This window comes from Campylobacter sp. CFSAN093260, assembly GCF_012890095.1.
GTDB lineage: Bacteria > Campylobacterota > Campylobacteria > Campylobacterales > Campylobacteraceae > Campylobacter_D > Campylobacter_D jejuni.
Genome location: NZ_CP040618.1, coordinates 482,118 through 506,061, shown reverse-complemented (window position 1 = coordinate 506,061; position 23,944 = coordinate 482,118). Strand labels below are relative to the sequence as shown.

Below are 23,944 nucleotides of genomic sequence, written 5' to 3'. Positions count from 1 at the left end.
TTGTTAATTGCTATTATTATTTTCTTTGCTTGTTAATGGTTTTACCTGAGGTTCGTTAAAATTAATCATAGGAACAACCTGATTATTTTGCGGTGGATTTTGTAAAGCTTTTTTTCTCGGATCTAAAAATTCTACCATTAAGCGAGATTCCTTATCTTCTATATAAACCGTAAAAGTTGCCAAACCTTTATTATAACCACTAAATTCTAAAATAAGTCTTGCTCTATCAATGTGTGGATTGGTATAATCAGGTATTAAAGTTTGAGTTACCCAATCTAAATTTCTTCTTAAACTCATCACAAATTGACGCGGATATTTGCGAAATTTCGAATGTACGATGATATTAGTATTATCAAACAAAGTCCAATAAAAATCAAAATTTTGCACCTTATCTTCATAGCCTATTTCTTTAATCTGCACACTAGCTCTCTCATCTTTTTTAAGTATAAATTTATAAGTATAATCAAAAGTTGGTTCAGATGCTAAAACATTACTAAAAATAAAAAAAATACAAATTAAATAGGGGCTTATTTTAAACAATTTTAGCCTTCGTGTCCTAAAATTTTTGCGCCCAATTCTATATAAATATCATTTTGCCTTTCTTCTATGAAATCACCATTTTCTAATATGAAATTTTTTACATCCATTTCTGTTAGACCTTGTTTTTCCAAAAGTTCCACCATAGCAATATGATCAGCAAAAAATTCCTCAAAAACTTTTTCTAAGGCTCCTAAATTTCCATTTTGTATAATTTCTATAAATTTTTCTTTTGGAGTTTTATTAAACATTTCATCAAAAAAATCCATTAATTTTCCTTGAAAATATAAGTTTTTGATTATAAAATTTTAATCGTTAAAAGTAGCTAAATTAAAATAATTAAAATTTAAATTTTATTTGCAATGTGTAAAATTTTAGAAGTTAAATTCCGCATGATGCGGAATTTATTATGAATATGGTTTTGCTTGAGTGGCGTATTTTACACCCAGATCAAAAGCTTTAGCATTTGCATCACGAGTTTTTGCAGGAACCATATGAAGCATAGTTTCTTTTAAAACATCTAAATCTATACATTTGCTCATATAAGCAGCAATTGCAAGTGCAACAACTGATTGAGTAGCCACATTTCCTACCTCATCTTTAGCTATGGTAATAATAGGGATTTCAAAAATTTGCCATTTTTTATAATCTTCACTTTCAGGATGTACTAAATTTGGCTCTACAACTATAATACCTCCTTCTTTTACACCCCCACGAAAACCTTTATAACCCTTATCTGCAGTCGAAAGCATAAAATCTACTTCCCCTTCTACAGCATAAGGAAATAAAATTTCTTTATCATCAATGATAATATCCACCTTAGTAGGACCGCCACGCACTTGTGAAGTATAAGTAGAAGCCTTAAAAGCTTGACGACCTTCTTTAATGGCTGCTTCTGCTAAAATTTCTCCTGCGGTGATAACACCTTGACCACCCTCACCACCAAATCTTAATTGATATTTCATTTTAAGGCTCCTAAATCAACCATTCTTTTTTCTTTGGCTGCACGACGCACTTCTTCATAAGCATGACAATATTCTGGCTGCGTGCTATCTTCATATAAAACACCTGTTGGGAATTTATCTTTTCTTTCTTCAAAATCCATACTTTCAAATTTAGACTTATCCACAACACGATTTTTAATCCAATCAAGCATAGCCACTGCTTCACCCATTTTATTTTTTCTACCTAGGTTAATATGACAATTTGAGAAAACATCAACAAAGCTATAACCTTTGTGTGCTAAAGCTTTATAAATTAAATTTTCTAATTTATTTGCCTCAATAACATTTCCTCTTGCCACGAAAGAAGCTCCAGCGGCTTTAGTTAATTCGCAAGCATCAAAATTTGGATCGATATTTCCAAATTGTGCAGTTACTGTATAAAAACCTTTTGGAGTAGTTGGAGAAGTTTGAGAATTAGTAAGCCCATAAATAAAATTGTTGATTACAATATGAGTTAAATCTATATTTCTACGACATCCATGTATAGTATGATTTCCACCAATTGCTAAAGTATCACCATCGCCACTTACTACAATAACATGTTTGCTAGGATTGGCTAGTTTTATGCCTGTTGCATAAGCAATAGCTCTACCATGAGTAGTGTGCACGGTATTGCAATTTACATAAGAACTCATTCTGCCACTACAACCTATACCCGAAACAAGACAAACATCATCCATATTCCAACCAAGTTTTTCTATCGCGCGGATAATACATTTTAAAACAACACCATCGCCACATCCCCAACACCATTGAGTAGGCATTTTATCTACTCTTAGATATTCATCATAATTAAAAGCCATTTATATATTCTCCTTTACCTTAGCAATAATTTCACTTGGAGTGATAGGACGACCATTTGCACGGTGCAAACTAATAAAATCGCGACGCGAAGTTACTCTTTCAATCTCTTCAAGATACTGTCCCATATTTAATTCGCTTACCATTACCTTTTTAAATTTGCTTACCACTTCAGCAATTTTCTTTTCAGCTACAGGATAAAGTGTGATAGGGCGGAAAAGTCCTACCTTAATACCCTCTTCTCTGAGCCTATTGATAGCTTCTTTAGCAGAACGACTTACGCTTCCGTAAGCTATGATTAAAAATTCAGCATCATCAAGCATATATTCTTCATAAGTACAAATATCATCTTGGTTGTTTTTAATTTTACCTATAAGTCTTTCCATGTTTTTCTTAACTATAGCGCCATCTTCTGTTGGAAAACCTATATCTCCATGATGAAGTCCGGTTACATGATAGCGATAGCCAGTAAAAAATGGATTGAGTGTTGCAGGTTCATTTTCGCCCGCTGCATAAGGTTTATAATCTTTTTTATCGCCTGTGAATTTTTTACGATTAATAATTTCTATATCTTTTAAATCAGGCAATACCGCTTTACCATTCATATGCCCTACAGTTTCATCCATAAGTAAAAATACAGGAGTCATATACTTTTCAGCCAAATTAAACGCTCTTATGGTTTCTGTATAAGCTTCTTCTAAACTCGCTGGTGCGATAGCCACACTAGCAAAATCCCCATGAGTAGGTGCTTTTGCTTGAAATAAATCCCCTTGAGCCACCCTTGTTGGAAGACCTGTTGAAGGACCACCACGCATAACATTTACAATAACAAGTGGAATTTCAGCGATAAAAGCAAGACCGATTTGCTCTGCTTTAAGCGAAATTCCAGGACCACTACTTGCGGTCATTGATTTTACGCCACTCATAGCAGCACCAATAGTCACACTTACACCCGAAATTTCATCTTCCATTTGTATAAAAGTTCCATCATTTGCAGGAAGCATATGGCTTAATTCATGTGCAATTTCAGAACTTGGTGTAATAGGATAACCTCCAAAAAATTTACATCCACAATCAATCGCAGCTTTGGCGATTAAAACATTACCTGTTGCTATAACTTCTCTCATTATTTTTCCTATGCTAATTTTTTGTATTTGTTATTTTTTACGGCTACAGCTCTATCTTTAGCCTCAGCAGTAAGTTTGGCAAATTTAAATTCCTCTCTTTTTGCCACCATAATAGCAAAATCAGGGCAATGTGTCTCACACTCGGTACAGCCTATACAGGATTCAGGGTGTACCACCTCTATCATTTGTCCTAAAACCGCATGCACATCATCGCGCATAGCTAAAACCCCAGCGGGGCAATAGCTAACACAAATATTACATGCTTTACATCTATGCTCATCTACCCAAACAGGGGTATCTTTTGGAGCTGTCATACTCATGTTTTTTTCCTTTATTAACCTAATATTTTTTGAATTTCTTCACCAATCAAAGCCGGAGAATCCACCACATGAATTCCATAGCTTTTTAAAGCTTCTTTTTTAGCTGCAGCACTTTCATCAGCACTTCCTACTATGGCACCTGCATGCCCCATTCTTTTGCCTTTAGGAGCAGTTGCACCTGCAATGAATGCTACCACAGGTTTGCTAATATTTTCTTTAATAAATTTAGCCGCTTCCACTTCCAAACTACCACCAATTTCACCTATCATTACAATAGCTTTAGTTTCATCATCTTTTTGGAATTCACTTAAAAGTTCTTTATAAGCAAGACCTATGATAGGATCACCACCAATTCCTACTGCAGTAGAAATTCCATAACCACCTTGAACTACCTGATTAGCAGCTTCATAAGTTAAAGTTCCACTTTTTGAAATAAGCCCCACGCAACCTTTTTTAAAAATAAAACCTGGCATAATACCTAACTTACATTCTTCAGAAGTGATAATACCTGGACAATTTGGTCCAATGATTTTCATACCCTTTTTATTGGCATATTGCTTAGCAAACATCATATCCTTTACAGGCGTATGCTCGGTGATTACAACTGCAAGCTTAATACCCGCATCAGCTGCTTCAATCACGCTATCACCCACAGCAAAAGCAGGGACAAAGATCAAGCTCACATCAGCCTTTGTTGCTTTAACCGCATCTGCAACGGTATCAAAAACTGGTTTACCTAAATGAGTTTGTCCGCCTTTATGAGGGGTGACACCTCCAACTATATTTGTACCATAAGCCATGCATTGCTCAGCGTGAAAAGTTGCTTCTTTACCTGTAAAACCTTGAACTATTACTTTTGTATTTTTATTAACCAATATACTCATTTTCCATCCTTATCCTACTAAACTTTTTACAAGCTCTGCACCGTTTTTAAGATTGGTTGATGCTTTGATATTTTTAAGATTTGAATTATCTAAAATTGTCTTTGCTTCTGCTGCGTTAGTGCCATCAAGACGCACTACAATTGGAATATTTACCTCAACATTCTTAGTAGCTTCTAAAATTCCATTTGCTATCCTATCACAACGAACAATACCACCAAAGATATTGATAAATATAACTTTTACATTTTTATCTCTTAAAATAATTTCAAAAGCCTTTGCAACAGTTTCTGGAGAAGCTCCCCCACCTACATCTAAGAAATTTGCAGGTTTTGCACCACTATAATTAATAATATCCATAGTTGCCATTGCTAGACCCGCACCATTTACCATACAAGCTACATCTCCATCTAATTTCACATAGCTTAAGCCAAATTCAGCCGCTTCTCTTTCAGCAGGATTTTCTTCAGTAATATCTCTAAGTTCAGCAATTTCAGGATGACGATAAAGCGCACTATCATCAAAACTGCATTTTGCATCAAGGGCATAAAAATCCCCTTCTGCAGTTTTAATTAAAGGATTGATTTCAAGCATATTCATATCTTTATCCATGTAAAGCTTATAAAGTTTAGCTAACATAGAAATGAGTTTTTTGCCTTCATCTTTATCAAGTCCTAAAACTCTCGCTACTTCAAGTCCATGAAACATTTTAAATCCAATTTGTGGATCAATACCTACTTTTGCAATTTTTTCAGGACTTTCTTTGGCTACTTTTTCTATATCCATCCCTCCTTCACTTGAAGCGATAATGGTAATTTGCTCTGCCATTCTATTAAACAAAATAGCCAAATAATACTCTTTTACTATATTAGCACCACTTTCTATATAAAGTTTTTGCACAAGTTTGCCTTCAGGTCCTGTTTGATGAGTTACTAAATTCATTCCTAAAATTTTACTTGCATAATCTTTTACCTCATCTAAATTCTTAGCGATTTTAACACCACCACCAAGACCACGGCCTCCTGCATGAATTTGAGCTTTAACTGCCCAAACACTACCGCCTAATTCTTTAGCATTAGCCACAGCTTCATCTACGCTAAATGCAACTTTTCCCTTTAAGGTAGGGATGCCATTGTCTACAAAAATTGCTTTTGCTTGATACTCATGTATGTTCATTTATTCTCCTTTATATTGATATTTGATTAAAGATTTTTCTAATTTGTCTTTTTCTTGCAAACTAAGATCCATTCTCATGATTTCAATCACACCTTCAAGTCCTAATCTTGCCATAACTCCCAAGGCTTTGTTTTGCACTCCAAATTCTCCATGTAAAATCACACTCATAGGTAAAAACTCGCCACTTCTTATAGACTCAAGCATTCTTATACAAGCACTAGCAGGGGCCAAATAAGCTGAAGTTTTAAGATGTTTGATTACTTTAGCTCCACCTGTTTTAACTTCATTTTCTAAATCCTCAAATTCTTCTTCATTTAAAAATTCGCTTATATTTTTATTTTTAACACTTGCGTAAGATTTTACCAAAACCATATCATCATTATGAAAACCAATAAGTCTTGTATCCACTCTTGACATTTTGACATTAAGTTTTTTGGCAAGTTCATACTTAAATCTTGCATTGTCTAAAACACCCGCCATGGCTATAATTTTCTTTGATGAAAAAATCCCGCTTTCATAAAGAGTATTAAGTAGAAAATCCACAGGATTAGTTAAAATAATAAAAAGCGGATCTTCTGTAAAATCTTTAATTTTTTTAGCACAATCAAGCATAATGCTTGTATTTAACTGAAGCAATTCTTCTCTACTTTGCCCATCTTTTCTAGCAAAACCTGCACTAAAAAGCACTATATCTGAATTTTTGGTATGAGTATAATCTTTAGTGCAAAGTAAATCTATATTTAAATTTAAAGCAGCTATGCTTTGAGTAAGCTCTAGTTCTTTTGCGTAAAGCAAATCCTCGTTAATATCTACTAAAACAATTTCATTTGCTATTTCTCTTAAAATCAAAGCATAAGCTACGCTTGAACCTACATTGCCAGCCCCTATAACAGTGATTTTCATCTTTGTCCTATTTTTTCTAAAATAGCGTTAAAAGTTGCACTTGGACGCATGATTTTATTTGCTTTTTCATCATCAAATTTATAATACCCACCCAAATCCACTTTCACACCTTGTGCATCGTTAAATTCGGCTCTGATTTTTTCTTCATTAGAAGAAAGCTCTAGGGCGATATCTTTAAAAAAGCTTTGAAGCTCCATATCACTTGCCTGTCTTGCTAAATGATTTGCAAAATACATTGCTAAATAAAAATGACTTGTTCTATTATCATCTTCTTTGACTTTTCTTGATGGAGCTTTATTATTTTCAAGCCATTCGCCTATAGCTTCATCAAGACATTCTGCTAAAACCTTAGCTTTATGATTGCCACACTTATTTACATAAAATTCCAAACTTGCTTGCAAAGCCAAAAATTCACCCAAACTATCCCAACGCAGATGATTTTCTTCGACTAATTGTTCTACTTGTTTAGGTGCTGAACCCCCTGCTCCTGTTTCAAACATAGCTCCACCATTTAACATAGGCACAACAGAAAGCATTTTTGCACTTGTTCCAAGCTCTAAAATAGGAAAAAGATCGGTTAAATAATCCCTTAAAACATTACCCGTGATAGAAATAACATCTTTACCTTCTCGGATTAACTCTAAACTTCTTAAACAAGCTTCTTTTGGAGTTAAAATGGCTACATTTTTACCCTTTTCTTTTAAACGATTTTGTACCAAAGTTATCATGATTTTATTACTAGCTCTTTTGCTATCTAACCAAAAAATAGCTTCGGCTCCACTAAGTTCTGATCTTTCTATACCTAAATCAATCCAATTTAACACTGCATCAAATTTAGCCTGATTAGCTCTATAAATATCACCTTTTCTAACCTTATGTTCTAATAAAACTTTACCGTTAGAAACTATTTTAAAAGTTCCTTCTTCTTTAGCCACAAAGGTTTTATCGTGCGATCCATATTCTTGAGCTTTTTTAGCCATTAAACCTACATTAGATACACTGCCAAGTTTTGAAGGATTTAAAGTACCATTTTTATGCAAATCTTCAATAACCGCCTCATAAATAGTTGCGTAAGTTTGATCAGGAATTACGGCATTTGTGTCCTTTTCCTTACCTTCCTTATCCCACAATCTTGCGCCATTTTTAAGCATTGCAGGCATAGAAGCATCAACGATAACATCGCTTGGAACATGAAGATTTGTAATGCCTTTATCTGAATTTACCATAGAAATATCTGCAGATTTAGCTAAAATTTCATTGTATTTTTTTAAAATTTCATCTTTTTTGCTTGAATTTTCGATCTTACTTAAAAGCTCACTTAAACCATTATTTGGATTAATGCCTAATTTTTCAAATTCATCTTGAAATTCGATAAATAATTCTTTAAAAAATACTTTTACCGCATAACCAAAAAGTATAGGATCACTTACTTTCATCATTGTAGCTTTTAAATGCAAAGAAAAAAGCACATCATCATCTTTGCTTGCTTTAATTTCTTTTGCATAAAATTCCTGAAGTTTTTGCACATCCATAAAAGTAGCGTCTAAAATTTCATTTTTTTCAAGTTTTAAGCCCTCTTTTAAAATTTCTTTTTTACCATCAACGCTTGTAAATTCTATATTAGCCACACAATCTTGATCGATTAAAACCGCTTTTTCATTAGAGAAAAAATCCCCTTCTTTCATGTAAGAAACACGAGTTTTTGAGTTTGGATTAAACTCAACCACACGATAAGGATTGTTTTTTGCATAATCTTTTACCGCTTTTGTTGAACGACGATCTGAATTTCCTTGTCTTAATACAGGATTAACCGCTGAACCTAAAACTTTTTGATATTTTGTTTTAATTTGCAATTCTTCATCATTTTTTGGCTCATCTGGGTAATTTGGTAACATGTAACCCTTATCTTGCAATTCTTTAATCGCCGCCTTAAGCTGAGGAATAGAAGCTGAAATATTTGGGGTTTTAATAAGATTTGCATCCGATCTTTTGACAAGCTCACCTAAAAGTTCTAAAGCATCTTCACATCTTTGTTCCTCTTTTAAATACTCACTAAAAGTAGCTAAAATCCTTCCAGACAAAGAAATATCCGAGGTTTTTACTCCTATATGTGCCCTACTTAAAAAAGCTTTCACTATAGGCAAAAACGAATAAGTCGCAAGAGCTGGAGACTCATCTGTTAAGGTATAAGTAATTTGCATTTTTAGTCCTTTAAAATACTTATTTTTATTTTCATTTTTAAGTATATTACAAATAAAAAAAAATGCAAGAGTAAGTTTAAAGTTTGTTTTAGTTTTCAAACAAACTTTAAATATTTTTAATTAAGTAAATTAGCAGGAAGTTGTATGATATTTTTAATAAGATTAAAAGGGGTTTTTAGGGTATCTGTTAAAATTTCGGTATGAAATTTAGGGTCATCTATACTTCCATCTATTTTTAAGTTTGTGCTAATTTCTTGATTTTTACCTAAAATTACATAATTTAAAATTGGAACCTTGGATATAGCTTCTGAAGCTGATTTTAAAGTTTTAAGCTCTAAACTAAAATCCACTGTATTTAATCTTAAATTTGCTGATCCTAAACCATATATATCTACACTATCGCCATTTAAATTAATAGCTGAAACACTTAAAAGATCTTTTTTTCTATTAAAAATAATCTTTCCATCATGTAAGCTTAAACCTTTTTGATTAAAAGTTGGAGATTTAAACATCAATAAACTTGGTACAGTATCGATAAAGGAAATAAGCTGATTTATACCTCTTAAATCCTTCACATAAGTATTTTTAAAATCGATCTGTCCATCAAAATACTCCAATCCACTTCCTTTTATACTTAAGTTAAACACTCCATCTTGAACAGCTTGTTTTTGTAAAAACTCATTTAAATAATTATCATCAATATTGCTAACGTTTAAATTTAAATCATTAGAAGAATAATAAAGATCAAATTTTGCATTTCCTCTAGAACCTTTAAGATCTAAAGCATTGCCTTTTAAATCAGCTTCTACTCTATCAAAAGCCAAAGTTTTATTAGAATCTGCCAAAATTAAAGCTACATTTGCTCCACCAAAACTAATATTTTGGGTATTAGTAGCAATATCAAATGTTGAATTTGAAGAGTTGGAATGTTTTCTATAAATATAACTTAAATTTTTTAAATGAATTTCTTTATTATCAGAACTTATTTTAGCACTTGCTGTATCACTTTGAGTATGAATTTCCATAATGCCCTTATTTTTTACAATATCAAAGCTATCATTTTCATAAGGAGTTTGACCGTTGATAAGTAAATTATTTTTAAAATAAGCATCATTAACACTTGCATTAAAATCTTCAAAATTTAAAGTTTTATAATAAACATTTTTAGCATCGATAAACCCAAGCTTTTTAAGTAATGGAGAAAATGAAAATAAAATCTTAGGATTATTAAGATTAGCCTCAAGTCCATCTTTAAAATTTAAAATCAAATTCCACTGAGGAATGCTAATGTTAACATTTTGCGAATAATCTAATTTTACTTCTACATTTTGATTTTTTAAATCTAAAAGCTCTCCATTGTCAAAATAAAGCCTTGAAATCTGAGTATTGAAATTTCCTTGCTGTTTTTGTAAGTCAAATTTAGCATTAAAATCAGCTTCTAAAAAGCCATTTTTAACACTGGCATTTTCTATATTTAAATCATTTTGATTTAATTTTACAAATGCTTTTGTAATATTAAAATCAGCCAAAGAAATACTAGCATTCTCTAAAGCTAAAATACCACTATAAGAAATTTCACCCTTATCATGAAAATCAATTTTAAGTTCCAAATCACTTTTAATTTTTCCGCTTTTTTGATAAAAAGGTAGTGAAAAATGATAATCCTCTAAAGCTTTAGCAAGTTTTTCGTCAAATTTTAGATTATCAGACTTAATGCGCAAATAAATCCCAACTTTTTTTTCATCAAACAAATCATATAGATAAACCTTACCAGAACTTAAATCAGCACCATTATAGAAAGCTTTATTAAAGACAAAATCGAGCTTTTGTTTGTTTAAATTTAAATCGAGTTTTGGAATTTCAATAGCATTCATTTTATCATCCAAGCGAACTTTGACATTATTAACATAACCTGATGCACTAATATTGTCTAAATAATAATTATCTTTAGTAAAATCTATAAAGCCCTGCAAATAATCTAAATGATAAAATTCTCCCTTAGCCCTATATGCTACCCAAAGATTTAAACTCTGCGGAAGTTCTATTCTTTTATTAACTCTTTTAAAAATTTCCGTAATATTTCTAATGTTTAAATCTTCTATTTTATAAGCTAAATTTTTATCTTTGTAAGAGATGCTTGCGTTAAAGTCAAGCAATTCTCCACTTGCTCTACCTTGAAAATAATAAAACTCGCTCTTAGTATTGATGCTTAAATTTCCATCAATACTTAAATCATAATCTTTTAATAAAAGTTTTTTAATATCAGCTATAAGTTCTTTATTTTGACGCTGTAATGTTAATTTTAAAAACAATAAATCATTATCTATAAAAAATTCATTATCTTTAAATAAAATACGCACATGATTATCTTTTATATTTAAATTTTGTATATCAATCTCTTTAATAAAAGTATATAGATATTTTAAATTTTTTGTTATTTTTAAAATCTCTGTTGAAGCATTGTCAGAAGAGTGGGTTTGTGATGAAATTTCGGAATTTTGAGTCTCATTTATAGTGATATTTTTTGCTCGTACAATTAATTTTTTATCTAATTTAATATATAATTGTTCCAATTTTAAAAAATCAAATTGGATACTAGAGATGACAATTCCATTTTTAAGCACTATAAACAAAGCTAATATAAGCACAACAAAAAATACAACAATATATAAAATTTTCTTTTTCATACGCAACTTCTTTTTGATATTTATTTTGGGGATTTTTTATTATCTAACTCAGCCTTTAAAAAGCAATTCTGTGGTATTTATTCCCCAAGGTTCAATTTCTCAAATTATAACATATTTAAAGCAAAATAAATATCAGATGAGTAATATTGATAAATATATTTTATTTTTTTTAGGACACCCTCAATCAGGCTGGATCAACATAGGTACAAAAGATTTAAATAGAGCTGAATTTCTACATAAACTCACTATTGCTAAAGCAGCACTTCAAACCATTACTCTTATCCCAGGAGAAACAAGCGTAATCTTTCTAGAACAAGCAGCCAAACAACTTGGACTTGATAAAGATATACTTTTAAAAGAATTTCAAGCTCAAGCTCCTTATGATGAAGGAGTTTTTTTACCAGAAACTTATAAAATCCCGAAAGGCATTACAGAAAATCTACTCATTCAAATGCTTTTAAACCATGCTGAAATTTCCAATAAAAAAACTTCTGAGAAAATTTTTGGTGATTATAATCCAAAAAAATGGCACCAATATATCATCATCGCTTCTGTAATACAAAAAGAAGCTGCTAATGACAATGAAATGCCTATAGTTGCAAGCGTAATTTACAATCGACTTAAAAAAGGTATGAAGCTTCAAATGGATGGAACTTTAAATTATGGAATTTACTCCCATGTAAAAGTTACCCCACAAAGAATAAGACAAGATAATAGCTTTTATAATACCTATAAATTTACAGGATTGCCTAAAGAAGCGGTTTGTAATGTTTCTTTAGCTGCTATTCGTGCAGCTATTTTTCCTTTAAAGACAGATTATTTATATTTTGTGCGTGATAAAAATACTGGAGTTCATATTTTTAGCACAAATATAGATGATCACAATAAAGCCATAAATTTACAAAAAGGAAAATAATTTTGATATTTTTATACAAAATAGTTAAATTGGAACAGTATTTGCTTGTTAATATTAAAAATTATAAAAAGGATAAAAAATGATTAACCCATTTAAATCAAAAGAACTAGTCACTGGTGCTTTAGCGGGTAGAAATCTAAGAAATCAACTCATCAATGCCAATCTTGCAAATGTTGATACTCCTTTTTATAAAGCAAGAGATATTGAATTTGAAACAGCTTTGGTAAATCGTGCAAATGAAATTTTCAAAAAAAATGACAAAAAAGAATTAGAATTGGCAGTAACCGAAGAAGGGCATCAAAAACCTTGGAAATTTCCTGATCCTAGTAAATCTACTATTTACTTAAGAGATGGTCATTTAGCAAGAAATGATGCAAATACTGTTGATCTAGATGTAGAAACTACAGAAATGAGTAAAAATACAGTTATGATAACAGCTCTTGATGGAGTTTTAAGAAGACAAAGCAATATCTTTAGTTCTATACTTGATGCAAGCTCTAAATTAAGTTAAAGGTAAATTATGGCATACTTAAGTGATTTTGATATTAGTGGTTATGGTTTAAGTGCTCAACGTTTTAGAATGAATGTTATTAGCTCTAATATAGCTAATGCAAACACTACAAGAACAGCTGAAGGTGGGCCTTATAGAAGACGCGAAGTGATCTTTAAAGCAACAGATTTTGATAAGCTTTTAAATGAGCGAATTAACAAAGATAATAATTTTTTAAAATATGAAAATCCTTTAAATGATCCAAGTTCGCCAGAAGAAGCTAAACCTGCTATTCAAAGTGTTGTAGTGGATAAAGTGGTCAGAGATGACAAAGATTTTCGTATGAAGTATGATCCAAGTCATCCTGATGCAAATGCTGAAGGTTATGTAGCGTATCCAAATGTAAACCCTGTTATTGAAATGGCAGATTTGATTGAAGCTACAAGAGCTTATCAAGCCAATGTAAGTGCTTTTACAAGTGCAAAAACTATAGCTCAAAGTGCGATTGATTTATTAAGAGGATAATAAAAAATGAACAATATTAATGATTTAAGGTTAAATAATAATATTTCAAATACCAACAAAAGTCAAAATTCCACAGGAATTGGTGATGAATTTGCCAAGATGCTTAAAAATGAAATCGATGATTTAAATAAAGCACAAGAAAGTGGAGAAGCTGCAATGACAGACATTGCCACAGGACAAGTAAAAGATTTACATCAAGCAGCTATAGCTATCACTAAAGCTGAAAGCAGCATGAAATTTATGCTAGAAGTAAGAAATAAAGCGATCAGTGCTTATAAAGAAATCACAAGAACTCAAATTTAAACCCTAATGCAAGAATATAAAAAAAATAGGGTTTCAAAAGTTGCCTTTGCCTACTGCATGGCACTTTTGTTTATGATTATTTTTATCAGCTCTACTTTTTTTCTTACATCAAAACGTCATATACCTAACACTGAAAAAGATCAATACGCTCTTGCTCTAAGAGGATCGATTATAACCAAAGATAATTTTACTATCACAAGTTCTAAACAAATTTATCGTGCTGAAATTGATCTTAGAAGCATTAACAAAGATAAATTTGATCTATTTTTAAAGCTTTTTCAAATTTATAGTGGGATAAGTAACGATCAAGTAGCAGATATTAAAAAAAGAATGCAAAATCAAAAAAAACGCTCTTATAATTTTGTTCTTTTACAAAACTTAGACTCCAAGCAAGCAAGCTACCTTAAAGATCTTGCTAAAAAACTTTATATACAAGGTTTTTTCAAAGCTTTTACAAATAACTCAGGAAGAGTTGAAACAAGAGGATTAAATATCATCGAACATGAAGAAGATAGAATTTACATGTCAAAAGATTCTTTTACTCCTATTATCGGTTATACTAAAATGATATTAGATCCAGAAAGTGGAATTTTAAAAAATATAGGAGTTAAAGGTTTAGAAAAATACTACGATGCATGTCTAAGCCCTGTTCAAAATGAAAAAATTCAAGGACTTAAAGATATAGGTGGAAATATTATTTTAAATCTAAATTCACTACAACAAAAAAAGATCAATGGTTGTGATTTATATTTAAATCTTTCTTTAAAACTGCAAAAAAGTATAGAGAAAGCTATAGATCAAAGAAATGAGGATTTAAAAGCCAATGAAATCATCGTTGGGGTAATGGAAAGTAAAACAGGAAGAATTTTAGCTCTAGCAAGCTCAAGGCGTTATGACCCACAAAATCGCGGAAAGGATCTATCAGTTCTTAATGCAAGCGCTATAGAATACGGCTATGAAGCAGGTTCTGTTATCAAACCTTTTATCTTTACAACAGCCTTAAGACTTGGTAAAATAAAAATGGATGAAGTGATTAATACTTATGGCGGTTCTTACAAGCTAGGACGTTTCACCATCAAAGACGATCACAAAATGGACAAAATGACTATGGAGGAAGTTATAAGATATTCTTCAAATATAGGCATGATACAAATTGCTAAAAGGCTTAACAATATAGAAATCGTATCAGGACTTAAAATATTTAAATTTGGCGAAAAAAGTGGTATTGATCTACCCTATGAACAAAAAGGAGAAATTCCAAATCCTAAGCGCTTAAGAGATATAGAAAAATCTGTTTTAAGTTATGGTTATGGACTTAAAACAACCTTTATACAACTCCTTGCAGCTTATAATGTTTTCAACAATGATGGGTTTTATATCACACCACGTTTAGCTGAAAAATTCTATCAAAATGGACGCTTTACAAATCTTGATGATGATGTAAAAAAAGAAAAAATTCTTTCTAGCGAAGCCGCTAAAACGATGCAAAATGTTCTTATAAATGTTATAGAAAAAGGAACAGGAAAAAAGGCAATTACACAAGGTATTATTGCAGGAGGTAAAACAGGAACGGCAAGAATAGCCGAAAGACAAGGTTACACCTCAAATCGCTACAATGCATCCTTTTTTGGTTTTGCAAATGATTTAAATCACGCCTATACCATAGGAGTTCTCGTAAGACATCCTACTAAACCTTATAGTTATTATGCTGCACAAAGTGCTTTGCCTATGTTTAAAGATGTTGTTGATATTTTAATCAATGAAGAATTTCTAACGCCTATACAAGACAATAACCAAACTAGCACAAACAACTAGTTTGATATATCTTTAGAAAATATCACCTCAACAGCACCTATAAGTTCTTCAGCAATCTTAGCAGCAAAAGTTGTATCATTAAGTATTGAAATTCCTTCAGCTGTTGTGATTTTTCTTACTGAAATAAGATGTTCAACATTGCTCAAGGTTAAAGTATCGATTTCTTTTAAAATTTCTTTTCCTTTTTGAAGATTTTTAATAATCAAATAAAGCTTTTCACGATCTTCAACAACTCTAAGCTCTTCGATACTTCTTAAAAGCTCTCCTAAATTCGATCTAATTTTATTGTACTCTAAAGCCAAAAATTCATTAGAAGAACTAGAATATTTCTTAATATTTGCTTGGATAATTTTTAAATTTTTAGTTGTTTCGGCTAAATTTTTAGCTGCCATCTTAAAGGTAAAAATTTTATGATTCTTTGTTTCATCGTTAATATAAACTTGTGCTTTAGTTGAAAAATCGATAATAGCTTCAAAAAGAACCTTTATCCTAGTTTGATACAAATAGTCTAAATCCACATTTTTACTAAACCACTTTTTATTTTCTAAAATTTCTTTAAAACTTTTATCACTTTGTATATCTTTACGACTAAAACCTATAGCATGAGCAACAATTACATAGGTATTGTTATAAAGATGCTCGCTTTCTTTCCTTAAAGCTTCGATGGCTGTGTCACTAAACTTAACCAAACTACCATCAAGATATAAAGGCTTGTCTTTATTCTTATCTTTAGGAGCTTTTACTATCTTATTTAAAAAAAGAACAATTTGAGGAGTAAAGAATGAAAAAAGCACAACGCCAATTAAATTAAACAAAGTGTGAAATAATGCTACTTTCAAAGCTATATCTTCTATGTTTAATACAATGGATAAAAAATTAAGAAAATGTATAAAATAAGGAAAAATAAGCACTATTAAAAAAGCTATACCAAAATTAAAAATACAATTTGCAAACGCTAATTTCTTTCCTTCAATATTGGTACTTAAAGAAGCTAAAACAGCCGTTACAACTCCTCCAACACTAGTGCCTAAAGTTGCTGCTAAGGAATTTTCCAAACTGATTTGTCCTGCAAGTAAAGCAGCAACAATCATAGCCATTGTAGCTGTGCTTGATTGCATAACTCCTGTAAGCAAAGCACCTAATCCTAAAAAAACAAAAACTCCTTTAAAACCAGCAAAATCAAAACGAGAAAGATCAATTATATGTTTAAAATTTTCAAAACCACTTTTAATATAATCCACACCCAAAAAGAAAAATCCTATACCAATAAAAATATTACCCAAACCTTTTAAAACACTATCTTTTTGAAAGAAAAATAATACTCCAATAATCAAAAGTGGGATAGCTAGCATTGAAATTTTAATATTTGTCAAACCAACAATCAGCCAAGAGCTTGCCGTATTTCCTAAATTTGCTCCAAAAATAATCCCTATGCCCGCACCCAAAGAAATAAGCCCTGCACTCAAAAAAGAAATCGTAATAATAGAAACTAAAGTTGAAGATTGCATAATTAAAGTACTTAAAGTACCAAAAAGTATACTTTTTATCTTTGTATCGGTTGACTTCGCTAAAATTTTTTCAAGCAAACCACCACTAAAAGCTTTAAAACCTATACCTAAATTAGTCATTCCAATAAGAAGTATTGCCACTCCTGCTAAAAGATTGGCAAGCTCGTCATAACGAATTAAAATAAAAATCAGAACTAAAGTAAAAATACTCCATGAAATAAATTTAAAATATTTTAAAGAATTTCTTTCCTCTTGCAATGCCTAACCTTTTAGTTTTTCAAATTCATTCATCAGAAATTCTCTTAAATTTTCGGCTTCTTCTTCGCCTTTTTCTAGATACTCAAGCAATAAATTTTCTAATTCCTTTAAAAAAGAAAAAAGTTCATTTTGCCAGATACTATCGTTTTTATTGCTTAAATTCATGGTTTGTATGAAAGTCAACTCTCTGCTTAAATCCCCAAGTTTTTCTAAAAATTCATCTTTTTGATCAGAATTTTTTAATGCTAAATTAGTATTTTGGACATTTTCTTTAAATTGTCTGATTTTTTCATCGATTAAATCGCAAAATTTCGGATAAACATCCATTTTAATAGGCTCTAAAAGGGTTTGCTCGTCTATATTTAAAGTAAGCTTTTTAACAGCAAAATAAAGAGCTAAAAAAGACAAAGCTGCTATGAGTAAATAAATTCCTAGCATTAACAACCCTTAAGGGCTAGCATTCCGCCATCTAAATTGATGCTTTCAAGTCCCAATTTTTCAGCTATAAATTCAGCTGCAACCATGCTTCTATAGCCACTACGACAAATAAAAGCAAGTTTTTTACTTTCATCTCTTTTGCTTTGAAATTCATCTAAAAATTTAGCATTTAAAAGCCCTTGATTATCATATAAAGCCACACATTGCGCATTAGGTAAAATACCCTCTTCCCATTCTAAAGGAGTACGCACATCAAAAATTTGATATGCGTTTAAATCTTGCTTTGTCCAAAGACTTGCAGGGATATTTTCTATCATGAAAAAGCCTTATTGATAATTTTTGTAAGGCTTGCATTAAATTCAGCAGGATTATCCACTCCCATACCTTCGCTTAGTTTTGCCATATTTAAAACTAGGGTTGCTATATCTGCACTAAAACTTTCGTTGTTTTTAAGACCTGTAAAAATAGCATGTTTTGGATTGATTTCTAAAATAGGTTTGAAATTTTGTTCTTGACCCATTTGTTTTAAGAGTTGTTGCATAGCAAAATCAGGTTTATTTTTATCATAAACTATACAACTTGGACTATCTTTTAAACGACTGGTTAGTCTTACATCTTCAACTTGATCTTTTAGAAGTTCTTTAAATTTAGCTACAAGTGGAGCAAAAGTATTTTTTTCTTCATCGCTTAGTTCATTTTTATCTTCTACTTGATTAATAGCTACAAATTTCAAACCTTCAAATTCTAGCATAGGAGTTACCAAAGAATCAATCTCATCATCCATGAGTAAAACTTCTATATTTTTTTGTTTATACTCTTCAAGCAAAGGAGAGGTTCTTAATAAACTTTCATTATTTCCTGCTATATAAAAAATTTCCTTTTGTTCGCCTTGAAGGTCATTTTTATACTCTTCTAAAGAGCGTAAATTTTCACCTTTGGTGCTTTTATAAAGCATGAGTTTTAAAAGACTGTCTTTTTCTCCGCCAAAACCATAAAGTCCTTCTTTTAATACCTTGCCAAAGGTTTTAAAGAAAGATAAGTATTTTTCTTTATCATTGTTTTTAAGTTTTTCAAGTTCACCTAAAATCTTTTTAACGCTAGCTTCTTTAACACCTTTTAAAATTTGATTTTCTTGTAAAATTTCACGACTTACATTAAGTGGTAAATCTTCTACATCGATAATCCCCCGCACAAAACGCAAATAAGTTGGTAAAAGTTCTTTATCGTCATCGCTGATAAATACGCGTTTTACATAAAGTTTTAAGCCACTTTGATAATCCACACGGAATAAATCAAAAGGTGCATTTTGTGGTATGAAAAATAAAGAATTGTATTCTAATTTTCCTTCGCTTTTGGTGTGAAGATAAAGTAAAGGTTTGTTTGAATCATGAAAATTTTGCTCATAAAATCTTTCATAATCTTCTACTTTAAGGCTTGATTTTTGCATTCTCCATAAAGCGTTGGCTTTATTGATTTGAGAAATTTTAAGTTCAGTTTTTCCTTCTTCTTCGCCTTCTTTAGCAGGAGTAAATTCTTCTTTTTCCATGAAAATTGGAAATTGAATATGATTAGAATATTTTTCTATAATGCTTTCGATTTTATAAGTATTAGCAAACTCATCATCTTTTAAGTATAAAGTAATGCTTGTTCCTTGTTCTTCTTTGTTTGCGTCATTAATCTCATAACCATTTGCATCAGAACTCCAAAGATAAGCTTTATCATCTAAAGCTTTTTTGCTTAAAACTTCGATTTTACTAGCCACCATAAAAGCAGAATAAAAACCTACTCCAAATTGTCCTATGAGTTGAGAATCTTTTTTAGCATCACCGCTCAAATTTTCTAAAAAGCTTTTAGTGCCGCTTTTTGCTATGGTTCCAAGGTTGTTGATAAGATCATCTTTATCCATACCTATACCATTATCACTAATACTTAAAGTTTTTTTATCTTTATCAATTTTGATTTCAATTTTAGGTTCAAATTTTAAGCTTTTATATTTATCATCACTTACGCTTAAAAAATTAAGCTTATCTAAAGCATCGCTTGCATTTGAAATAAGTTCTCTTAAAAAAATTTCCTTATTAGAATATAAAGAATGTATCATAAGCTGTAAAAGCTGATTGACTTCGGTTTGAAATTGCATTTTAACTTCCTTTGTGATTTTTTAAAGTGGTATTTTAGCAAAAAATACAAATTCTAAAGTAAATTTAAAGATTTATTTGAAAATTATAAAACCAAGCCATGCGGCAAATAAGCAAAGAAAGACATTTAAGATAATATTTAACGCAAAATGAAGATAATTTCCACTTTGCAAAAGAAGTAAATTTTGATAAGAAAAAGTAGAAAAAGTTGTAAAAGCTCCTAAAAAACCTGTACTTATAAAGCTTTTAAGTAAAGGAGATAAACCTTTATTTTGTGCATAAGAAAACAAAAGTCCTATGATAAAAGAACCCAAAACATTAACAAAAAGAGTTCCAAGGCTGATAGAATAAGGAAAAAATTTATTCACTAAATTAATAGAAAACATTCTTAAGATTGCTCCTATAAATCCCCCAAAACCAACAACTAAAAGGGTATTTAGCAAAGCTTAGCTCTTTCTTGATCGAGTAATTCTTGCATTTTTTTTCTAGTGTTTTCAAGCCATTTGTCATCATTTGTATCGACTAAATCCATACAAATGATTTTAAGCACTCCGCTGCTTGCACTAAAACTTTTTGTGTCTAAAATTTTTGCAGAATCCACAATTAAAATGGGTTGAACTTTAAGATTTAATTTTTCACTTAAAATTTTTGCTCCACTTTGAAATTTAAGCATTTTTTCATTTTTAGATCTAGTTCCTTCTGGAAAAATAGCCAAAACCCTATCTTCACTAATTCTTTCTTTTGCTTCTTTTAAAACTCGTACCAAATCACGCGGATTTTTTCTATCTATACAAAGAAGTTTTGGTTTTTTCATAGCAACTTTGAAAATAGGAATTTCTCCTAATTCTTTTTTGGCAATCCAGCACAAATTTTTAGGATATAATTCTTCTAAAGCGATGATATCTAAAGCACTTTGATGATTCATTAAAATCATCTGAGCTTGCGGATTAAAAGTACCAATGATTTCTTGTTTATAAGAGATAGTATATCTTTGAAATTTAGCCCAAATTTTGCGGATTTTCCAAAGTGTGTTTTGAGATTTTGTAAAGCAAAAACAAAAAATCACCAAAGCAACACTTAAAACAAAAAAAATCCAAAAATAAAGAGCTTTAATTTTTTTGTAAATCATCTTTATTAACCCAACCTATTTTTCCATCAGAAAACAATACTTTAATATAATTTTGTCTTTTGCCCAAAACTTCTACTTTTTCATCTGCATTTGCCGTATAAAAATAAGTTGAAGGCTCTGTAGGTAAAATTTTAGCCCTAGAACCAGTCTTGATAATTGCATTTTGAGTATTGGTATCTACAAGAAAACTAAGTGCAAAACAAACAACTGCCAAAGCCAGAATAATGTAATTTTTTCTCCATACAAATAAAGCTCCAAATAAAACCGCTAAAAACCATAAGGTATATTGTTTATAAATATTTAAGTCTTTATTTACAGGATTTAAATCACTCTGAGTGCTGATCTCATCGTCACTAATTTTTAGTTTTAAATTTATATTTTCAAGCTTTTTACTGTCCTTATTAAAATACGAAAATTCAAAATTTGTTTTACTTAATGGCAAAATAGCATAATAAAAAGCACTAGAAGCATTAAAATCCCCTTTTAAATTTTCAATACCTTGCTTTTGAATTCCTTCTATAAAAAAGCTTTTAAGATTTGTATTGGTTGCGTTTAGTTCTACCATCATAATGATATTAGCATCATCAAAATAACTCGCTTTAACTTTTTTAATTTCCAAAGAACTTGCCACAAGGTGTGAAAAATCTTTATTGGATAAAGTATTTTCAAATTTGATAGGATTAAGATTGATATCAGCCTCTTGAAAAGCTTCATTATTTCTAAGAAGTTTGATAGAAATTTTACTCAAACTAGCATTTGAATTTTTGGCTTCAAACCATAAAGTTGTTTTATATTCGTTATTGATAAATTCCCATTTTGCATCTGGATTTAAAAAAGATAAGTTAGTTTTTTCTACGCTTATGTTAAAATCAAATTTTGTATTTTCCGTAGTGCGAGCATAGATCGTAATAGGAAAAACTTCTCCAACATATACCCTACTTGGATATTCATTATTTGTAAGAACCAAACTCCCTTTAGCTACAAAAGGATCATCTACATTGCTTTCAAAGTCATTGTTTTCATCACTTGGCGGAATATTTTGATAAATTTTTTGTTCTTCTTGGGGTAATTTTTGTAATTCTTTTTGCATATTTTCATCTTGGCCGCTAAATACAGAAATTTCACCCCTGCCAAACAATACAACAACACTAAAAATTAAAGTTAATAAAATTTTCAAAATAAAAAGCCTTTAAGCATTTTCAAACCTATATCATTACCTAGGACTTTTTCACAAGCACGCTCAGGATGTGGCATGAGTCCAAAGATTTTTTTGTTTTCATCACAAATTCCTGCGATATCAAATACAGAACCATTTGGATTTGGCTCGTATTTTAAAGTAATAAGATCTTTATCTTGCAATTCTTTTAAAGTAGCCTCATCAGCGTAATAATTTCCCTCTCCATGGGCAATTGGTAAATTAATAATTTCATCTTTTTTGAAATTTTTCAAAAAGGCATTACCATTAGAAACTACTCTTAAATTTTGGTTTTTTGAGATAAAACTAAGATTGTTGTTATGCTTCATTGCACCTTTTAAAAGACCGCTTTCAAGTAAAATTTGAAAACCATTACAAATACCTAAGATATATCCTCCCTTTTTTGCATGATTAAAAACACCTTGCATAGCAGGAGCAAGTTTTGCAATAGCTGCACATCTTAGATAATCTCCATAAGAAAATCCGCCTGGCAAAACAACTAAATCTGCATCAAATTCTTTTTCTTCATGCCAAATAATCTGCGTTTTTACTCCAAGTTTTTCAAAGGCATAAGCTGTATCAAATTCACAATTTGTCCCTAGAAATCTAATAATAGCAACTTTCATTTTACTCTTTCTCAATTATAAGCTCATAATCTTCAATGACGCTATTTACCAACAACTCTTCACACATTTTTTTTACTTGTTCTTTGGCTAATTTTTCATCTTTCTCATCAAGAGAAATTTTGATTTGTTTTACTATTTTTACTTCTTTAACACTATTAAAATTTAAAGAATGCAAAGCTTTTTCCACCGCTTTGCCTTGTGGATCTAAAACCCCATTTTTTAAAGAAATATTTACAATAACTTCCATATTTTTCCTTAATTTAATATTCTTTTTAAAACTTCTTCATAAGCCATTTTTACATTACCTAGATCTTGACGAAATCTATCTTTGTCTAATTTTTCATTACTAAATTTATCCCAAAATCTACAACTATCAGGGCTTATTTCATCGGCTAAAACAAGTTCATTATCTTTAGTTAAACCCAGTTCGATTTTAAAGTCAATCAGCCTTAAATTTTTATTGTCAAAAAATGGAGTTAAAATAGAGTTAATCTTTCTAGCCATATTTTTAATTTCACTAATTTGAGCTTCATTTTGCACTAAATTTAAAATCAAACAATGCTCATCATTGATAAAAGGATCGCCTAAGGCATCATCTTTAAGACAAAATTCCACCAAAGCAAAAGGTAGCACAGTGCCATCTTTAATGCCCAGTCTTTTTGTAAGAGAACCTGTTGCAACATTGCGTACTATAACTTCAATAGGAACAATTTTACATTTTTTAACCACTTGTTCTGTATCGCTTATAGTTTCTACCAAATGGGTTTTAATCCCATTTTTTTCGAGCAAATGAAAAATTTCAGTACTGATTTTACAGTTTAATGCGCCTTTTCCACTTTCATTGCCTCTTTTTTCTGCATTAAAAGCAGTTAAATCATCTTTAAACTCACTAATTAGTAAATTTTCATCATCAGTTTTGAAAAGTTTTTTACCTTTTCCTTCGTAGAGCATTTCTTTTTTTGTCAT

General features: G+C 30.6%; 25 protein-coding genes and 1 pseudogene. 5 read left to right on the top strand and 21 right to left on the bottom strand.

The genetic code is table 11. From position 1 onward, the window contains the following. Positions 1-3: 3 nt before the first annotated feature. The 11 genes from FBF22_RS02630 to FBF22_RS02580 form a co-directional block, all read right to left on the bottom strand. Positions 4-540, bottom strand: coding sequence for a hypothetical protein (locus tag FBF22_RS02630; RefSeq protein WP_002855217.1), 537 nt, complete (start codon positions 538-540; stop codon positions 4-6). 2 nt (positions 541-542) lie between these two features. Beyond that, positions 543-806 (bottom strand): DUF2018 family protein, encoded by a 264-nt coding sequence (locus FBF22_RS02625; RefSeq protein WP_002854834.1) that lies wholly within the window; start codon positions 804-806, stop codon positions 543-545. A gap of 138 nt (positions 807-944) precedes the next feature. Beyond that, entirely contained in the window at positions 945-1,502 is a 558-nt protein-coding gene (locus FBF22_RS02620; protein ID WP_002812564.1) for a 2-oxoacid:acceptor oxidoreductase family protein, read from the bottom strand. Next, a complete protein-coding gene (locus FBF22_RS02615; protein WP_002818915.1) occupies positions 1,499-2,344 on the bottom strand; it encodes a 2-oxoglutarate ferredoxin oxidoreductase subunit beta in 846 nt (281 codons plus the stop codon). Before FBF22_RS02615 ends, FBF22_RS02620 begins: the two co-directional genes overlap by 4 nt. Then, complete coding sequence (locus tag FBF22_RS02610) at positions 2,345-3,469, bottom strand: 2-oxoglutarate synthase subunit alpha (protein WP_002818913.1); 1,125 nt, start codon at positions 3,467-3,469, stop codon at positions 2,345-2,347. It abuts the gene before it with no gap. A gap of 8 nt (positions 3,470-3,477) precedes the next feature. Continuing rightward, a complete protein-coding gene (locus FBF22_RS02605; RefSeq protein WP_002884521.1) occupies positions 3,478-3,789 on the bottom strand; it encodes a 4Fe-4S binding protein in 312 nt (103 codons plus the stop codon). 14 nt (positions 3,790-3,803) lie between these two features. Then, the gene (sucD, locus tag FBF22_RS02600; protein WP_002855278.1) at positions 3,804-4,673 is read right to left on the bottom strand and encodes a succinate--CoA ligase subunit alpha; all 870 of its coding nucleotides are present in this window, start codon (positions 4,671-4,673) and stop codon (positions 3,804-3,806) included. Between the two features lie 9 nt (positions 4,674-4,682). Then, positions 4,683-5,846, bottom strand: a complete 1,164-nt coding sequence (gene sucC / locus FBF22_RS02595; RefSeq protein WP_002884522.1) for an ADP-forming succinate--CoA ligase subunit beta — start codon at positions 5,844-5,846, stop codon at positions 4,683-4,685. Continuing rightward, the gene (locus FBF22_RS02590; RefSeq protein WP_002884523.1) at positions 5,847-6,749 is read right to left on the bottom strand and encodes a malate dehydrogenase; all 903 of its coding nucleotides are present in this window, start codon (positions 6,747-6,749) and stop codon (positions 5,847-5,849) included. It lies immediately after the preceding gene. After that, positions 6,746-8,950 (bottom strand): NADP-dependent isocitrate dehydrogenase, encoded by a 2,205-nt coding sequence (locus tag FBF22_RS02585; protein ID WP_002884524.1) that lies wholly within the window; start codon positions 8,948-8,950, stop codon positions 6,746-6,748. Before FBF22_RS02585 ends, FBF22_RS02590 begins: the two co-directional genes overlap by 4 nt. Before the next feature lie 116 nt (positions 8,951-9,066). Continuing rightward, positions 9,067-11,637 carry a DUF3971 domain-containing protein gene (locus FBF22_RS02580; RefSeq protein ID WP_002884525.1) on the bottom strand — a complete coding sequence of 857 codons (2,571 nt, stop codon included), beginning with the start codon at positions 11,635-11,637 and terminating at the stop codon, positions 9,067-9,069. On the opposite strand from FBF22_RS02580, the gene mltG reads away from it, so the two are divergent. The 5 genes from mltG to FBF22_RS02555 all read left to right on the top strand — a co-directional run bounded on the left by mltG (position 11,552) and on the right by FBF22_RS02555 (position 15,686). Next, positions 11,552-12,553, top strand: coding sequence for an endolytic transglycosylase MltG (gene mltG / locus FBF22_RS02575; RefSeq protein ID WP_002859925.1), 1,002 nt, complete (start codon positions 11,552-11,554; stop codon positions 12,551-12,553). The genes FBF22_RS02580 and mltG overlap by 86 nt on opposite strands. A gap of 79 nt (positions 12,554-12,632) precedes the next feature. Beyond that, complete coding sequence (flgB, locus tag FBF22_RS02570; protein WP_002859066.1) at positions 12,633-13,064, top strand: flagellar basal body rod protein FlgB; 432 nt, start codon at positions 12,633-12,635, stop codon at positions 13,062-13,064. Positions 13,065-13,073: 9 nt separating this feature from the next. Then, positions 13,074-13,568 carry a flagellar basal body rod protein FlgC gene (flgC, locus tag FBF22_RS02565; RefSeq protein ID WP_002867675.1) on the top strand — a complete coding sequence of 165 codons (495 nt, stop codon included), beginning with the start codon at positions 13,074-13,076 and terminating at the stop codon, positions 13,566-13,568. Positions 13,569-13,574: 6 nt separating this feature from the next. Continuing rightward, positions 13,575-13,871, top strand: coding sequence for a flagellar hook-basal body complex protein FliE (fliE, locus tag FBF22_RS02560; protein WP_002856884.1), 297 nt, complete (start codon positions 13,575-13,577; stop codon positions 13,869-13,871). 6 nt (positions 13,872-13,877) lie between these two features. Beyond that, a complete protein-coding gene (locus tag FBF22_RS02555) occupies positions 13,878-15,686 on the top strand; it encodes a penicillin-binding protein 2 (RefSeq protein ID WP_002858598.1) in 1,809 nt (602 codons plus the stop codon). On the opposite strand, the gene FBF22_RS02550 is transcribed toward FBF22_RS02555, so the two are convergent. From FBF22_RS02550 to purC, 10 genes and pseudogenes are all read right to left on the bottom strand, one after another. Next, on the bottom strand, positions 15,683-17,452 hold the full coding sequence (locus FBF22_RS02550) for a Na/Pi cotransporter family protein (RefSeq protein WP_002884536.1): 1,770 nt from the start codon (positions 17,450-17,452) through the stop codon (positions 15,683-15,685). The genes FBF22_RS02555 and FBF22_RS02550 overlap by 4 nt on opposite strands. A gap of 3 nt (positions 17,453-17,455) precedes the next feature. Further along, a complete protein-coding gene (locus FBF22_RS02545; RefSeq protein ID WP_002869868.1) occupies positions 17,456-17,890 on the bottom strand; it encodes a hypothetical protein in 435 nt (144 codons plus the stop codon). Next, positions 17,890-18,207, bottom strand: a complete 318-nt coding sequence (locus tag FBF22_RS02540; RefSeq protein ID WP_165433253.1) for a rhodanese-like domain-containing protein — start codon at positions 18,205-18,207, stop codon at positions 17,890-17,892. The genes FBF22_RS02545 and FBF22_RS02540 overlap by 1 nt, the downstream gene beginning before the upstream one ends. After that, entirely contained in the window at positions 18,204-20,030 is a 1,827-nt protein-coding gene (gene htpG / locus FBF22_RS02535) for a molecular chaperone HtpG (protein ID WP_002866408.1), read from the bottom strand. The genes FBF22_RS02540 and htpG overlap by 4 nt, the downstream gene beginning before the upstream one ends. 72 nt (positions 20,031-20,102) lie before the next feature. Beyond that, the gene (crcB, locus tag FBF22_RS02530) at positions 20,103-20,471 is read right to left on the bottom strand and encodes a fluoride efflux transporter CrcB (protein ID WP_002859058.1); all 369 of its coding nucleotides are present in this window, start codon (positions 20,469-20,471) and stop codon (positions 20,103-20,105) included. After that, a complete protein-coding gene (locus tag FBF22_RS02525) occupies positions 20,465-21,157 on the bottom strand; it encodes a lysophospholipid acyltransferase family protein (protein WP_002867672.1) in 693 nt (230 codons plus the stop codon). Before FBF22_RS02525 ends, crcB begins: the two co-directional genes overlap by 7 nt. Beyond that, complete coding sequence (locus FBF22_RS02520) at positions 21,138-22,334, bottom strand: SH3 domain-containing protein (RefSeq protein ID WP_002884539.1); 1,197 nt, start codon at positions 22,332-22,334, stop codon at positions 21,138-21,140. The genes FBF22_RS02525 and FBF22_RS02520 overlap by 20 nt, the downstream gene beginning before the upstream one ends. After that, positions 22,306-22,978 (bottom strand): annotated as a pseudogene (gene purQ / locus FBF22_RS02515) (phosphoribosylformylglycinamidine synthase I). The gene FBF22_RS02520 and the pseudogene purQ overlap by 29 nt, the downstream one beginning before the upstream one ends. 1 nt (position 22,979) lies before the next feature. Next, positions 22,980-23,225: a phosphoribosylformylglycinamidine synthase subunit PurS gene (purS, locus tag FBF22_RS02510; protein WP_002884541.1), complete on the bottom strand. Its 246-nt coding sequence runs from the start codon at positions 23,223-23,225 to the stop codon at positions 22,980-22,982. 8 nt (positions 23,226-23,233) lie between these two features. Beyond that, positions 23,234-23,944, bottom strand: coding sequence for a phosphoribosylaminoimidazolesuccinocarboxamide synthase (gene purC / locus FBF22_RS02505; protein WP_002854922.1), 711 nt, complete (start codon positions 23,942-23,944; stop codon positions 23,234-23,236).

Bases quoted from the DNA above. Each gene is read 5' to 3' on its own strand.
- FBF22_RS02625 (WP_002854834.1), bottom strand. From the start codon at position 806: ATGGATTTTTTTGATGAAATGTTTAATAAAACTCCAAAAGAAAAATTT.
- FBF22_RS02620 (WP_002812564.1), bottom strand. From the start codon at position 1,502: ATGAAATATCAATTAAGATTTGGTGGTGAGGGTGGTCAAGGTGTTATC.
- FBF22_RS02615 (WP_002818915.1), bottom strand. From the start codon at position 2,344: ATGGCTTTTAATTATGATGAATATCTAAGAGTAGATAAAATGCCTACT.
- FBF22_RS02610 (WP_002818913.1), bottom strand. From the start codon at position 3,469: ATGAGAGAAGTTATAGCAACAGGTAATGTTTTAATCGCCAAAGCTGCG.
- FBF22_RS02605 (WP_002884521.1), bottom strand. From the start codon at position 3,789: ATGAGTATGACAGCTCCAAAAGATACCCCTGTTTGGGTAGATGAGCAT.
- sucD (WP_002855278.1), bottom strand. From the start codon at position 4,673: ATGAGTATATTGGTTAATAAAAATACAAAAGTAATAGTTCAAGGTTTT.
- sucC (WP_002884522.1), bottom strand. From the start codon at position 5,846: ATGAACATACATGAGTATCAAGCAAAAGCAATTTTTGTAGACAATGGC.
- FBF22_RS02590 (WP_002884523.1), bottom strand. From the start codon at position 6,749: ATGAAAATCACTGTTATAGGGGCTGGCAATGTAGGTTCAAGCGTAGCT.
- FBF22_RS02585 (WP_002884524.1), bottom strand. From the start codon at position 8,950: ATGCAAATTACTTATACCTTAACAGATGAGTCTCCAGCTCTTGCGACT.
- mltG (WP_002859925.1), top strand. From the start codon at position 11,552: ATGACAATTCCATTTTTAAGCACTATAAACAAAGCTAATATAAGCACA.
- FBF22_RS02580 (WP_002884525.1), bottom strand. From the start codon at position 11,637: ATGAAAAAGAAAATTTTATATATTGTTGTATTTTTTGTTGTGCTTATA.
- flgB (WP_002859066.1), top strand. From the start codon at position 12,633: ATGATTAACCCATTTAAATCAAAAGAACTAGTCACTGGTGCTTTAGCG.
- flgC (WP_002867675.1), top strand. From the start codon at position 13,074: ATGGCATACTTAAGTGATTTTGATATTAGTGGTTATGGTTTAAGTGCT.
- fliE (WP_002856884.1), top strand. From the start codon at position 13,575: ATGAACAATATTAATGATTTAAGGTTAAATAATAATATTTCAAATACC.
- FBF22_RS02555 (WP_002858598.1), top strand. From the start codon at position 13,878: ATGCAAGAATATAAAAAAAATAGGGTTTCAAAAGTTGCCTTTGCCTAC.
- FBF22_RS02545 (WP_002869868.1), bottom strand. From the start codon at position 17,890: ATGCTAGGAATTTATTTACTCATAGCAGCTTTGTCTTTTTTAGCTCTT.
- FBF22_RS02540 (WP_165433253.1), bottom strand. From the start codon at position 18,207: ATGATAGAAAATATCCCTGCAAGTCTTTGGACAAAGCAAGATTTAAAC.
- htpG (WP_002866408.1), bottom strand. From the start codon at position 20,030: ATGCAATTTCAAACCGAAGTCAATCAGCTTTTACAGCTTATGATACAT.
- FBF22_RS02525 (WP_002867672.1), bottom strand. From the start codon at position 21,157: ATGATTTACAAAAAAATTAAAGCTCTTTATTTTTGGATTTTTTTTGTT.
- purS (WP_002884541.1), bottom strand. From the start codon at position 23,225: ATGGAAGTTATTGTAAATATTTCTTTAAAAAATGGGGTTTTAGATCCA.
- purC (WP_002854922.1), bottom strand. From the start codon at position 23,944: ATGACAAAAAAAGAAATGCTCTACGAAGGAAAAGGTAAAAAACTTTTC.